Annotated in this window: 11 protein-coding genes; 8 read left to right on the top strand and 3 right to left on the bottom strand. The window is 30.2% G+C overall.

The window, feature by feature from the left end:
- The first annotated feature begins 26 nt into the window (after window positions 1-26).
- The 4 genes from BTO07_RS15605 to BTO07_RS15590 all read left to right on the top strand — a co-directional run bounded on the left by BTO07_RS15605 (window position 27) and on the right by BTO07_RS15590 (window position 5,195).
- Window positions 27-1,067 (top strand): DUF6588 family protein, encoded by a 1,041-nt coding sequence (locus BTO07_RS15605; RefSeq protein WP_087522107.1) that lies wholly within the window; start codon window positions 27-29, stop codon window positions 1,065-1,067.
- Window positions 1,068-1,200: 133 nt separating this feature from the next.
- Entirely contained in the window at window positions 1,201-2,127 is a 927-nt protein-coding gene (locus BTO07_RS15600) for a malate dehydrogenase (RefSeq protein WP_087522106.1), read from the top strand.
- 157 nt (window positions 2,128-2,284) lie between these two features.
- On the top strand, window positions 2,285-4,396 hold the full coding sequence (recQ, locus tag BTO07_RS15595; RefSeq protein WP_087522105.1) for a DNA helicase RecQ: 2,112 nt from the start codon (window positions 2,285-2,287) through the stop codon (window positions 4,394-4,396).
- Between the two features lie 124 nt (window positions 4,397-4,520).
- Window positions 4,521-5,195: a hypothetical protein gene (locus BTO07_RS15590; RefSeq protein ID WP_087522104.1), complete on the top strand. Its 675-nt coding sequence runs from the start codon at window positions 4,521-4,523 to the stop codon at window positions 5,193-5,195.
- Between the two features lie 52 nt (window positions 5,196-5,247).
- On the opposite strand, the gene BTO07_RS15585 is transcribed toward BTO07_RS15590, so the two are convergent.
- Complete coding sequence (locus BTO07_RS15585; protein ID WP_087522103.1) at window positions 5,248-6,924, bottom strand: formate--tetrahydrofolate ligase; 1,677 nt, start codon at window positions 6,922-6,924, stop codon at window positions 5,248-5,250.
- A 188-nt stretch (window positions 6,925-7,112) separates the two neighbouring features.
- Here BTO07_RS15585 and BTO07_RS15580 point away from each other — a divergent pair, with 188 nt between their 5' ends.
- From BTO07_RS15580 to obgE, 4 genes are all read left to right on the top strand, one after another.
- Window positions 7,113-7,715 carry a hypothetical protein gene (locus tag BTO07_RS15580; RefSeq protein ID WP_087522102.1) on the top strand — a complete coding sequence of 201 codons (603 nt, stop codon included), beginning with the start codon at window positions 7,113-7,115 and terminating at the stop codon, window positions 7,713-7,715.
- A 156-nt stretch (window positions 7,716-7,871) separates the two neighbouring features.
- On the top strand, window positions 7,872-10,847 hold the full coding sequence (secDF, locus tag BTO07_RS15575; RefSeq protein WP_087522101.1) for a protein translocase subunit SecDF: 2,976 nt from the start codon (window positions 7,872-7,874) through the stop codon (window positions 10,845-10,847).
- 109 nt (window positions 10,848-10,956) lie between these two features.
- On the top strand, window positions 10,957-12,075 hold the full coding sequence (locus tag BTO07_RS15570; RefSeq protein WP_087522100.1) for an adenylate kinase: 1,119 nt from the start codon (window positions 10,957-10,959) through the stop codon (window positions 12,073-12,075).
- 98 nt (window positions 12,076-12,173) lie between these two features.
- Window positions 12,174-13,172: a GTPase ObgE gene (gene obgE / locus BTO07_RS15565; protein ID WP_087522680.1), complete on the top strand. Its 999-nt coding sequence runs from the start codon at window positions 12,174-12,176 to the stop codon at window positions 13,170-13,172.
- Between the two features lie 168 nt (window positions 13,173-13,340).
- Here the strand turns inward: obgE and BTO07_RS15560 are convergent, their stop codons facing one another.
- Both BTO07_RS15560 and BTO07_RS15555 read right to left on the bottom strand, forming a co-directional pair.
- Window positions 13,341-13,811: a hypothetical protein gene (locus tag BTO07_RS15560; protein ID WP_087522099.1), complete on the bottom strand. Its 471-nt coding sequence runs from the start codon at window positions 13,809-13,811 to the stop codon at window positions 13,341-13,343.
- 38 nt (window positions 13,812-13,849) lie between these two features.
- Entirely contained in the window at window positions 13,850-14,350 is a 501-nt protein-coding gene (locus BTO07_RS15555; protein ID WP_087522098.1) for an energy transducer TonB, read from the bottom strand.
- Window positions 14,351-14,498: the final 148 nt, after the last annotated feature.

Raw genomic sequence — 14,498 nt, 5'->3', positions numbered from 1 at the left:
CCAATTATTAACCAAAACTACTACAAATGAAAAAATGTATTTTAATTTTTATAGGTGTATTCACCTTAACCTTTAACGTAAAAGCTCAAGAAGGTTTTGAAGCTATCTTATTAGCTGATGCTGCTGATTCTAAAAAACTGATGCAAGCTTATTTTGCCCCAGGAATGGAAGGCTTTATAAACGCAATGAACAATGGATGGTATCATACAGCAAAAGTTCACAAACCTTTTGGTTTTGACTTAGCAATAGGTTTAAGTGGAGCAATGATTCCTACTGAAAAAGAATTATTTAACATTTCTGCTGTATTAGGAAACAACTCTTCTGTAACCTCTACCTCTACTACTGCATCAACATTTGCAGGCCCCAGCAACACAACGACGATGACCGTTAAAACAACTATTGACGGGAATAATGTATCAGCAAATTTTGATTCACCTGGTGGAGTTTTAGAGGATTTACCAGCAAAAGCTATACCTGCTCCTATTGTTCAACTAAGCATTGGTTTACCTTGGAAACTTGAAGGAATGCTAAGATTTGTACCAAAAACTAACATCGGAGAAGATGATGGATCAGTAAAAATGTTAGGTTTAGGAATTAAAAAAGAAATTACAGATTGGTTTGGACCAATGGAAAAAACACCTTTACACGTTTCTCTTTTAGCTGCCTACACTACAATGGATGTTAATTACGGTATTGCAGATCAACCTACAGGTGAAATTCAAGTTAAAAACGCTTTAACAGAATTTAATTTAAAAGCATTTACAGTTCAAGCAATAGCTTCATTAAATTTCCCTATTATAAATCTTTACGGAGGTATTGGTTACAATAGCGGTAGCGCAAGCTATGCAATGTCTGGTACTTTTGTTGGTGAATACCAAACTGGCAATCCTTTACAACCAACAATAACAAAAAGCTTAAGTGTTCCTTCTAATTTAGATTTTGATTCTAGTGGATTTACAACTACTCTAGGAGCTAGATTAAGTTTAGGTTTCTTTAAAATATTTGGTAGTTATGCTATTCAAGAATACAATACTTTCTCAGCAGGAGTTGCTTTTAGTATTAGATAATTAACCTTAAAATACAACAAAAAAAGACATCTCGTTTAGATGTCTTTTTTTTGTTGTATAGAACCAAAATCTTCTCTTATTTTTGTACTTTTGTTACAAATAAATTTGATTATAAATCTTAAAAATAATAAATATGAAAGTTACAGTAGTAGGAGCTGGTGCAGTAGGTGCAAGTTGTGCAGAATACATTGCAATTAAAGACTTTGCATCCGAAGTTGTTATCTTAGACATTAAAGAAGGTTTTGCTGAAGGTAAAGCAATGGATTTAATGCAAACTGCTTCTTTAAATGGATTTGACACTAAAATCTCTGGAAGCACAAATGATTATTCTAAAACAGCAGGTTCTGATGTTTGTGTAATTACTTCTGGGATTCCAAGAAAACCAGGAATGACTCGTGAAGAGTTAATTGGAATTAATGCAGGAATCGTTAAAACTGTTTCTTCTAATCTAATAGAGCATTCGCCAAACACAATTATTATTGTTGTTTCTAATCCTATGGATACTATGACTTATTTAGTTCATAAGACAACAAGTTTACCAAAAAACAAAATTATTGGAATGGGTGGAGCTTTAGATTCTGCACGTTTTAAATACAGATTAGCTGAAGCTTTAGGTGCGCCTATTTCTGACGTTGATGGAATGGTTATTGGAGGTCACTCTGATAAAGGAATGGTTCCATTAATTGATAAAGCTGCAAGAAACTCAGTAAAAGTTTCTGAATTTTTATCAGCTGAAAGAATGGATCAAGTTGTTCAAGATACTAAAGTTGGTGGAGCTACATTAACTGGATTATTAGGAACATCTGCATGGTATGCTCCTGGAGCTGCTGTATCTGCAATGGTGCAAGCAATTGCTTGTGATACTAAAAAAATCTTCCCTTGTTCTGCTTTATTAGAAGGTGAATTTGGTTTATCTGATTTATCAATCGGTGTACCTTGTGTTTTAGGTGCTAACGGAATTGAGAAAATTGTTGAGATTTCTTTAACTGATGCTGAAAAAGCTAAATTAACTGAATCTGCTACTGGTGTAAAAGCTACTAATGGATTGTTAGAATTATAAAAATTAGTATCTAGTTTTTAGGTATTAGTAAATAGTAAAAGTCCAACTTTTCCGAAAATTCGGAATGAGTTGGATTTTTTTTTGTAAAATATTTTCAAATTATAAAAGCAATTCTAGGTTTCAATATGTAGTTTTGTTTCTTAATTGCTAAAGAAAAATGATGAAACAAACACATACTGTTTTAAAAAACGTATTCGGTTATGATAACTTTCGTCCGCTACAAGAGGAAATTATCGATAGAACAATAGACGGAAAAGATAGTTTTGTATTAATGCCAACTGGTGGTGGAAAATCTATGTGTTTCCAAATTCCTGCATTAATTTTTGAAGGAATTACAATTGTAGTTTCTCCGCTTATTTCATTAATGAAAGACCAAGTTCAAGCGTTAAAAGCAAACGGAATTAAAGCCGATTTTTTTAACAGTTCTATCTCTACAGAAGAAGAAAACGAAGTAATCACAAAAGCAATTAATGGCGATTTACAATTATTGTATTTATCCCCAGAAAAATTAATATCCGTAAGTAATACTTGGCTTAGACAATTAAATATAAAACTAGTCGCTATTGATGAAGCACACTGTGTAAGTATGTGGGGACATGATTTTAGACCAGAATACACACAATTAAAAGTATTTAGAAGATCATTATCACAAGTACCTTTTATGGCATTAACCGCTACAGCGGATAAATCTGCTAGAAAAGATATTGAAGAACAATTAGGTTTAAGCAACTCTAAATTATTCATCTCTTCTTTTGATAGAAAAAACTTAAGCATAGAAGTACGAGGACAAGTTCAGAAAAAGAGAAAACTACAAGAAATCAGCAATTTTATAGAACGTAGAAAAAACGAAAGTGGTATTATCTATTGTTTGAGTAGAAAAAACACAGAAGAAGTAGCAAATCATTTAAAAGGAGAAGGACATTCTGTAGCTTTTTATCACGCAGGAATGAATCATGAAGAAAGAGAAGAAACTCAAACCGATTTTATAAATGACGATACAAAAATAATTGTTGCTACTATTGCTTTTGGAATGGGAATTGATAAATCGAATGTTCGTTTTGTAATTCATTATAATTTACCAAAAAACCTAGAAGGCTATTATCAAGAAATAGGAAGAGCAGGAAGAGATGGATTACCATCAGAAACCATACTCTACTATAATATGAGAGATTTTGTTTTGTATAGCCAATTTGCAGATGATGGCGCAAATTCTGATATGCAAAAAGAAAAGTTGAATAGAATGCTTCAATTTGCAGAAGCTAAATCGTGCAGAAGAAAAATACTTTTATCTTATTTTGGAGAACACCTTACTGAAAATTGTGGTAATTGCGATGTTTGCGAAAACCCTCCTAAAGATTTTGAAGGAACAATTTTAACACAAAAAGCACTTTCTGGTATTGTTAGAATGGGAGAAAAAGACGGAATTACAATGTTGATTAACGTACTTAGAGGAAGTAATAATGCAGATATTCACTCAAAACAGTATTTTACACTAAAAACGTATGGAATAGGAAAAGATGTTTCCTTTTTTGACTGGAGAGATTACGTAATTCAAATGGCTAATCAAGGACTCATAGAAATTATGTACGCTGAAAGTTCTGCCTTAAAAATAACACCCATTGGTTGGGAAGTTTTAAAAGGTGATAAAACAATACGATTGACAACTCCTACAAGCCCTACTGATAAAAAGAAGCAACAAAAAACAGCAAAAACAACAACTGGAGGCGATATAAATAAAGACTTATTTACAGAACTCAAAAAAATTAGATACGCAATCTCTAAAGAAGAGAAAATGCCTGCTTACATTATTTTTAATGACAAGACTTTAAGATTAATGGCAAGTGAACTTCCAACAACCGAAAATCAATTTTTAGCAATTTCAGGAGTCGGAATGAACAAAATGGAAAAGTATGGTGAAGAGTTTATGAATGTTATTAGAAAATTCAAAAGCGTTTCGAAACCAAGAAAAATTGCAACAACAGTAACCACATTTGAATTATACAAAGAAGGATTAAATCCAACAGAAATAGCAGAAAAAAGAAACTTATCTATTACTACTATTTTTTCACATTTATCACAATTATATTCTGAAGGAAAAAAAGTAGACTTAGAACAATATATTAGTACAGAAACCATAAATAAAGTTCGTGAGGCTTTTAATACTTTAGGTAGAAAAATAGAATTAAAACCCATTTACGATAAACTAAATGAAGAAGTTTCTTATTCTGAAATAAGAATAAGTATTACACTCATTTTAAAAAATGAATAAAATACTGTTTTTTTATTTAAGATAAGTCTAGAATTTCATAAATGTGTCCAGAATTTCTCAAATAAGGAAATTCTGGACACTTATTTTTTTAATTAATACTAATTTTGATAAAAACCCTTTTGTTATGAAAACAATTAATTCAATTTTAGTAATTTTTACAGGCTTACTTTTAATAAATTGTTCAGAAGTTGAGCTTTATCCCCATCTACCCTATTTTCAATTTCAAAATGAAGACACTCCAAATCTTTTAAATCTTCCTGAATTGAATTCAAGACTAACTTTTGTAAATCAAGACAATGAAGAATTATATTTTGATGCTGTAAAAAGTGAGTCAGAAAAACAGTTACATACAACTGGTTCTTGGGTAGGTGGTTATTCAACAAAATATTTTTATTTTGATGAACAAACAGTTCATTTAAAGTCCACTTTTTTTGATATTGATGAAATTAATATTCGTAAGAGTATCCAGATTAGTACAAATAGAGGGCCAAAAGAGTTTAATGATGGCAGAAATGGAAAGCCTAGAGTTATTTCAGAAGAATCTCGTCTAATTACTAATATTGGACGCTATGGACCATTTAACAATAGAAATCAATGGGCTTTAATTGATTATAAGAACACCTTTCAAATGAGTTTTAATAATAAAAAATATTATAAAGCTAATAAAATTGATTTAACAAAAACAGAAGCAATTAGTGATAATTGGCCTTTACCAACTTTAAATTACATCTATTTTGATGTCAATGAAGGAATTATTGGTTTCGACGATAGAAATGGAAAAGAATGGCGGTTAAAATAACTTAACTTTAAAGACCTCACAGGTTCTTAAAATCTGTGAGATCTACTAAATTCTATGACAATCCAGAAATAACACCATTATTATCAATCGTCATATTTTCTGACGCAGGAATTGCTGGCAACCCAGGCATTCGCATCATTTTACCTAAAACAGGAATTATAAATTGTGCTCCTGCGGCTATTTCTATTTCCCTAACTGTTACTGTAAATCCTTCTGGTCTCCCTATCAAAGAAGCATTATCAGAAAAAGATCTTTGTGTTTTCGCCATACAAATTGCAAAGTCATTAAAACCTAATCGATCTATTCGCCTTAAGTTTAATTGCGCCCTTTTACTATACTCTACTTTTACTGCTCCATAAATCTCTTTCGCAATAATTTCTATTTTATCTTTTATCGGAGATTTCCAATCATACAAAGGTTTGTACTGAGTCGCTTTATTTTCTACAACATTTACAACTGCCTTTGCCAATTCTTTAGCTCCCTCTCCTCCTTTCGCCCAACCTTCAGACAAAACAGCATCAACTCCTAAACTTGCACATTTTTCAATTACAAAATTAATTTCTTCTTCAGAATCTGAAGTAAAAGCATTGATTGCTACAACGGGTTCAATATTAAATTTTCTAATATTTTCTATATGTTTCTCTAAGTTTTTAAATCCGTCTTTTACTTTTTCTAAGTCAGGAATATTATAATCTTCTGATTTTACACCTCCATGATGACGTAGAGCTCTAATCGTAGCGACTAAAACAACACATTTAGGATTCAATTTTGCAAAAGTAGACTTGATATTTAAAAATTTCTCAGCACCTAAATCTGCACCAAAACCGGCCTCAGTAACTACATAATTAGATAAAGACAATCCCATTTTAGTAGCGATAATTGTATTTGTTCCTTGGGCAATATTTGCAAACGGCCCTCCATGAATAATTGCAGGGTTTTCTTCAAGAGTTTGTACTAAATTTGGTTTTATAGCTTCTTTCAGCAAAATAGTCATTGCATTTTCTGCTTTTAAATCACGAGCAAAAACAGGTTTTTTATCAAAAGTAAAACCTATAAAAATATCACCTAAACGTTTCTTTAAATTTTCTAAATCTGAGGCCATACAAAGAATTGCCATTACTTCTGACGCAGGTGTAATATTAAAACCATCTTGTCTTGGAATTCCATTTGTTGTTCCTCCTAAACCAATAGTAATATCTCGCAAAGCACGATCGTTCATATCAATGACACGTTTCCAAAGAATCGTTCTTGGATCGATATTTAAGTTATTGGTTTTGCTCTGAATATTATTATCAATTAAAGCAGCTAATAAATTATTTGCTTTTTCAACAGCATTAAAATCACCCGTAAAATGCAAATTGATATCTTCCATTGGTACAACTTGAGAATATCCTCCTCCTGCTGCTCCTCCTTTTACTCCAAAAACAGGACCTAAAGAGGGTTCTCTTAAAACAACTAAAGCTTGTTTCCCTATTTTATTTAAACCTTCAGACAAACCAATAGAAACAGTAGTCTTACCTTCTCCTGCAGGAGTTGGTGTTAATGCTGTTACCAAAACAAGATTGTTCTCATCAACTTTTTTATCATCAATTAAAGACAAAGGAAGCTTTGCTTTGTACTTACCAAACATCTCTAAATCATCTTCATCTACGTTAATTTTTTTAGCAATATTTTTAATATGTTGAAGTGTCTTGGCTTGTGCAATTCCAATATCAGTAAGATGTGTCATATTTATATTTTACGTGTCGTTGTTTTATCAAAAAAAGAGAAAAATACAATCATTTTTCAGACTTCACAAAAATACAAAGTAATTGTAATAAAAAATTACAGATTATATAATTAAATTGATAAAATAAAGAAATAAATAAGATCGACAATTTCAAAAGGACAAAGCAATCTTTTTTATATATTTGGCAAATGAAAGCAAAATGGTACTTTAGTACTTTATTATTAATCTTTATTTGTTTTGGAGCGTTTCAAGAGCAGGTTTCTATACCTAATCAAGAAATAGTTTTAGAATTTGTTGACGCTAAAATCAACAATAAAAATATTGAAAATACAATTGCTGAAGTAAAAGAAAAACTATTGAATGTTGGTGTTACAAACATTAACATCAAAAAAACACGAAACGGTACTTTAAAAATTTCCTACTACAGTGTTTTTGACATTAATGCTATTAAAGAAGAGCTTACAAAACAGCATAAATTAGTTTTAAATAAAGATTCTGATCATAAAGAAAACAACAAAAATTCTTCTAATTACAATATTGACATTCATGAGTTAACAAGCGAAACTGACATCTCAAATTCAGATTATAAATTCGTTTTTGACGTTAAGTATAACTCTGATAGATTTACAAATTATAATTATTATGCATTTGTAAAAAAATTAGATCAATACAAAGCAAATCAACTTTTTAAAACAACTTATAAAGTCAACAAAAACAGTCCTTTTACAAAGGATAGAACTTCTCACAAAGAACCTGAAGTTAGAGCAGGACCCAAAAATTATTATAGTTAAAAAATGTAATCTTTTACATTAACTCATAATCACTTTAATATTATGAGTTTCAAACTTATAATAAGAAAAAACAATCAACCGAATTAATTGTCAGATTTTACGAGATACTATATATTTGCTCGTTTTAACAAAAAAAGTCGACATAAAATAAATAACATGCAAAACAAAGGACTTATTAAAGTATTCGCTATCCTTTTCGGATTAGTGAGTTTATACCAATTATCATTTACGTTTTTAGCCAACAAGGTTGAAGATGATGCAGTAAATTATGCAGAAAGTAAAGTAACTGATAATGATGCAAGAAAGAAAGCTGTTTTTGAAAGAAAATACTTAGATAGCGTTTCTAACAAAGAAATTATTGACTTAGGTGTTACAACATACACTTATGAAGACCTTAGAGAAAAAGAGATGAATCTTGGTCTAGATTTAAAAGGTGGTATTAATGCAATTTTACAGGTTTCTGTAAAAGAAGTTTTAAAAAGCTTAACGAACGATTCTAAGAATGTTGTTTTCAACCAAGCATTAGCTGCCGCTGATGAAGCACAGAAAGACGATAATGCAAATTATTTAGATTTATTCTTTGAAGAATTTGAAAACATTGCAGGAACAACTAAATTAAGTGATCCTTCTATTTTTGGAACTAAAGCTTTAAGTGAAAAAATAACTTTCAATGAAGATAACGCCACTGTTAAAGAAACTTTACAAGAAGAAATTAACAGTTCTATTATTACTACCCTAGAAGTTTTAAGAAGTAGAATTGATAAATTTGGAGTTTCTTCTCCAAAAATTCAAAGAATTGGAAACTCTGGTAGAATTCAAATTGAATTACCAGGTGCAAAAGATATTGAGCGTGTTACAAAGTTAATTACGAGTAAAGCTGAATTACAATTTTGGGAAGTGTATACAAATGCAGAAATTCAAAATTTCTTTTTTACTGCAAATACTAAAATTGCTGAATTATTAAAAGATACTTCTGTTATAGAAAAAGTAATAGATTCTACTAAGAAAGATGATATTGATGATTTATTAGGTGAAACTAAAGATTCTACAAGCGTAAATCAAAAGAACCTTTTTACATATTTATTTCCTAATGTAGCGCAATCTCAACAACAAATGAGTTCTTTAGTTGCACAAGCTAAAGTTATAGATACTGCTACTGTTAATGATTTATTAAACAGAAAAGAAGTTAGAGCTTTATTACCTAACGAATTAAGATATGTTAAATTCTTATGGGATTATAAAGCGAATAAAAGTACAGACGGAACTGAGTTAATTGGTTTATATGCTATTAAAGGAAGTAGAAAAGGTAATGCAACTATTGAAGGTGATGTTATTTTAGATGCTTCTCAAGTTTTTGATCAATTAAATAAGCCAGAAGTTAGTATGACTATGAATAGTTCAGGTACTAAACAATGGGCTAAAATGACTACTGACAATCAAGGTAAATTCGTAGCTGTAGTTTTAGATAACTATGTTTATACTGCACCTTCTGTTAATACTCCTATTACTGGTGGTAGAACTTCTATTTCTGGTGGAAGTATGACAATTGAAGAAGCAGAAGATATTGCTACTGTATTAAAAGCAGGTAAATTACCAGCTGCAGCAAGAATGATTCAAGCACAAATTGTTGGACCTTCATTAGGTCAAGAAGCAATTGATGCAAGTTTTATCTCTTTTGGATTAGCTATTTTATTAGTTTTACTTTGGATGATCTTATACTATGGTAAAGCAGGTGTATATGCTGATGTTGCATTAGTAGTAAACATCTTATTTATCTTCGGTATATTAGCTTCTTTTGGAGCTGTATTAACATTACCTGGTATTGCTGGTATTATCTTAACAATAGGTATGTCTGTTGATGCAAACGTAATTATCTTTGAAAGAATTAAAGAAGGATTATTTAAGAAGAAAGGTTTAAGTCAGTCTGTTGATGAAGGATTCTCTATTAAAGGAGCTTTATCTGCAATTATTGATGCAAACATTACTACTTTATTAACAGGTATTATATTATATGTTTTTGGTACAGGACCAATTAAAGGTTTTGCATTAACATTAATGATTGGTATTGCTACTTCATTATTTACAGCTGTATTTATAACACGTATCTTAATTGACAGAGCAGTTAACAAAGGTTCTCAATTAACATTTAACACTTCTGTTTCTAAAGGATGGTTCCAAAACATTAATATGGAATTCTTAAGAAAAAGAAAAATTGCTTACATCGTTTCTGGTACCATAATTATTGCAGGTATTGTTTCAATATTCTCTATCGGATTAAAACAAGGTGTAGATTTTAAAGGAGGTCGTTCTTACGTTGTTCGTTTTGACCAACCAGTAAGTGCTACTGATGTTGCAGGAACATTAAAAGATGCTTTTGGAACATCTCCAGAAGTAAAAACGTATGGTTCTGATCATCAATTAAAAATTACAACTGTTTTTAAAATTGATGAAGAAGGTCAAGAGGTAGATGATCAAGTTCAACAAGCTTTATTTACAGGATTAAAAGCATATTTAGGAGATACTACTTATGAGAACTTTAAACCAGGTTTCGAAAAGCAAGGTGCAGGTGTAATGAGTTCTATTAAAGTAGAACCTTCTATTGCAGATGATATTAAAACATCAGCATTATATGCTGTTTTTGGTTCGTTACTTGTAGTATTCTTATACATCTTATTACGTTTTAGAAAAGTATCTTTCTCTATTGGAGCTGTAGTTGCAGTTTTCCATGATGTATTAATTGTATTAGGTGTATTCTCAATTACATATAGCTTTATGCCTTTCGATATGGAAATAGGACAATCCTTTATTGCAGCAATACTAACAGTAGTTGGTTACTCTCTGAATGATACTGTGGTAATATTTGATAGAATTAGAGAATTTACTGACACTCATAAAGATTGGAAATATAGCAAAGTTGTAGACAGCGCTTTAAGTTCTACTTTAGGAAGAACAATAAATACTTCATTAACAACATTATTAGTAATGGTGATTATCTTCTTATTCGGTGGAGATTCTATTAAAGGATTTATGTTCGCTCTAATTGTAGGTGTAGCAGTAGGTACATATTCTTCATTATTTGTGGCAACACCAATAATGTTTGACACTTCTAAAAAGGAAGAAAAGAATAAATAAAATTCTTTAAACATAAATAAAAATCCGTTTTCTTATGTGACACTTAAACAAGTTAAGCACAAGAAAACGGTTTTTTCATTAAACAAACAGAAATTATATTTACATTCTAATGAGCATAATAAAACTTCAAGATTTATACTTTAAACCTTATATTAATGAGGAAGAAATCGCAAAAATTGTAAAACGATTAGCAATTCAAGTAAAAGCAGATTTACCAAAAGGTGAGATTCCCATTTTTGTAGGAATTTTAAATGGGTGTTTTCTTTTTGCTGCAGATTTTATAAGAGAATTTAATGGAGACTGCGAAGTTTCATTTGTAAAATTAGCTTCTTATAATGGTACATCTTCAACGGAAAATGTTAAACAATTAGTTGGTATTAATGAAGATTTAACAGGAAGAACTGTTATTATATTAGAAGATATTATTGATACAGGGAATACGCTTCAAGAAATTTATAATATCTTTAGAGACAAGAAATTAAAACAACTAAAAGTTGCGACGTTATTTTTTAAACCTGATGTCTTTAAAAAAGAATTGCCAATAGATTATATCGGAAAAGGAATTGAAGATAAGTTTATTGTTGGTTACGGATTAGATTACAATGGTATAGGTAGAAATTACCCAGCAATTTATCAACTATCAACACCACCGAAAATGAAAAACATAGTATTATTTGGCCCTCCTGGAGCAGGAAAAGGAACACAAGCAGAATTCTTAAAAGACATGTACAACTTAGTACATATTTCTACAGGAGATGTGTTTCGTTTTAACATCAAAAACCAGACTGAATTAGGTTTATTAGCTAAAAAATACATGGATGAAGGAGATTTAGTTCCGGATGAAGTAACAATTAATATGCTTAAAGCAGAAGTAGAGAAAAATGCAGATGCTAAAGGTTTTATTTTTGATGGTTTTCCAAGAACACAATCTCAAGCAGAAGCATTAGATGCTTTCTTAGCTGAAAAAGGAGAACAAATAAACGGAATGGTAGCTTTAGAAGTTTCTGAAGATATCTTAGTAACTCGTTTATTAGAGAGAGGAAAAACAAGTGGTAGAGCAGATGATACTGATGAAGGAAAGATTAGAAATCGCTTTAATGAGTACAATACAAAAACTGCCATTTTAAAAGATTATTTTGACGAACAAGATAAATACTACGGAGTTAATGGTGTAGGCTCTATTAAAGAAATTACACAACGAATTTCTGAAGTATTTAATACTTTATAACAGTTTGTCTTTCCTGTAAAGACAGGAATCTCAATTGAAAAATTGAGATACAAATTAATAAGATTCCTGCATTTGTAGGAATGAAAGAAACAACAATTATGACTGAAGGAAATTTTGTCGATTACATAAAAATATACGCTTCTTCTGGAAAAGGCGGACAAGGTTCTATGCATTTACATAGAGAAAAGTATATTACCAAAGGTGGACCTGATGGTGGAGATGGAGGACGTGGAGGACACATTATTTTACGTGGAGATAAAAATATGTGGACATTATTTCACCTAAAATTTAAACGTCACTTTAGAGCAGAAAGTGGGGGTGGTGGAAGTGCAAGTAGAAGTTCTGGTGCTGACGCACAAGATATTTTTATTGATGTTCCTCTAGGTACAATTATAAAAGATGCAGATACTGATGAAGTAATTGTAGAAATAACTGAAGATCAAAAAGAAGTTGTTTTATTAAGAGGTGGAAAAGGTGGACTTGGAAACTGGAACTTTAAATCTTCTACAAATCAAACACCAAGATACGCACAACCAGGAATGGATGGTTTTGATGGTTGGTTTAGAATGGAATTAAAGTTATTAGCTGATGTTGGTTTAGTTGGTTTTCCTAATGCAGGAAAATCTACTTTATTATCTGTTTTAACAGCTGCAAAACCAAAAATTGCAGATTATGCTTTTACAACATTAAAACCTAACTTAGGAATTGTAGAACACAGAAATCACAAAACATTTGTAATTGCAGATATTCCTGGAATTATAGAAGGTGCTGCAGAAGGAAAAGGATTAGGACATCGTTTTTTACGTCATATTGAGCGTAACTCTGCTTTGTTGTTTATGATTCCGGCAGATAGTGATGACATTAATAAAGAATATGATATTCTTTTAAATGAGCTTAAAAAGCACAATCCTGAGTTATTAGATAAAGACAGATTACTAGCGATTACTAAAACAGATATGCTAGACGAAGAACTAGAAGCAGAAATTAAAGCTGAATTACCAGAAGGTGTTGAAGCTTTATTTATTTCGTCTGTGGCTCAACAAGGTTTACAAGAATTAAAAGATAAACTTTGGGCAATGTTAAACCCAACAGAATAGTTTAAAACTGTAATTAAAACAGTCTTAATTTAATTTAGAATAAGATTCGTTTATAACAATTTATAAAAACTCATTTTAGATTTCTATAATTATAGGAATCTAAAATGAGTTTTTTCATTTTAGAGAATTACATAATAAGAATATCAGAAAAAATTAGATGAACACTTCTTATAACTTAATACGAATTGGTAAACTATATTTTATAGTGACAGGAATTCCTCTTTTGTTTGCTGCATGAATTTTAGGTAAATTTTGAACACTTACTCTAAGTAAACTATCTAATTGAGGCAATATTTTTTTTATACTATCTGAAGATTGAATAGTATCTAGAGTAAAAACGCCTTGAGAATTTATAATTAAATCAACATAAATAATTTCGTCTACAGAATCTTTTATGACAAATGTATGTTGCTGTAACTCTGCTCCTATTTTTTGATGAATGGTTGCTCTAAAACAATCTGATTTCATTGTTTTATCAATAATAGAATCGCAAACTTTAAAAGAAGGAAAAGTATCTACAGAAGAATAATCTACAATAGTATCTAATACTTGAACATTCTTGTTTTTTGAAAAAGAAATTTTATCACACGAAGTGATAAAAAATATGATTAATAAAAAAGAAAAAACTCGTAGAAACATGAGAACCTAATAATATGTGAAAATAATAAATTAAAAGATTAGTTTTTGTTTTTTTTGTCCATTCTTTCTTTTTTCTTTCTAGCTTTTTTTTGAGCTTTAGTTTCTTCTACTAAAATAGTAAATGGTATTGAATATTTTACGGCAACATTTTCTCCCTTTACTTTACCAGCAATCATTCTTGGTGATAAATTCATAACTCTCTTTACTTCCTCTTTTAATTTTGGATGCGGAGCTCTTACAACAACATTTACTACATCTCCAGAAGCAGTAATTTTAAAACCTATGAAAATTCTATGCTTTCCTTCTTTAAGAAGCAGTTGATTTGGTAGATCTGAGTTAAAGTTTTCAATAAATAATCTTTGAATACTATTACTAAAGCAATTCTTTAATTCTTGTTTACTTCCTTTACATCCAGGGTAAACAGGAACTTCATCAATAATCATAAAAGAAACTTCTTTTTCATCTTTTTTATTTTGAGAATGGACAGTAATACTGAAGAATAAAAATACAACTATAAAAACACTAAACTTTTGCAACATTTTTTTACGACTTAAATAAAATTATTATTAAGTGAATTTACAAAACTTTAATGACTTCTATTCTAAAATTTTTACCCCCAAAAAAAAACCCAAATTTAGGTTATTACAGTCCATTTACTCACAAACAAAAAGCCGAGGTTTGCTCCCC

The sequence above is a fragment of the Polaribacter sp. SA4-12 genome (genome assembly GCF_002163675.1).
Classification (GTDB): Bacteria; Bacteroidota; Bacteroidia; order Flavobacteriales; family Flavobacteriaceae; genus Polaribacter.
This window is presented reverse-complemented; position numbering and strand designations above follow the sequence as displayed.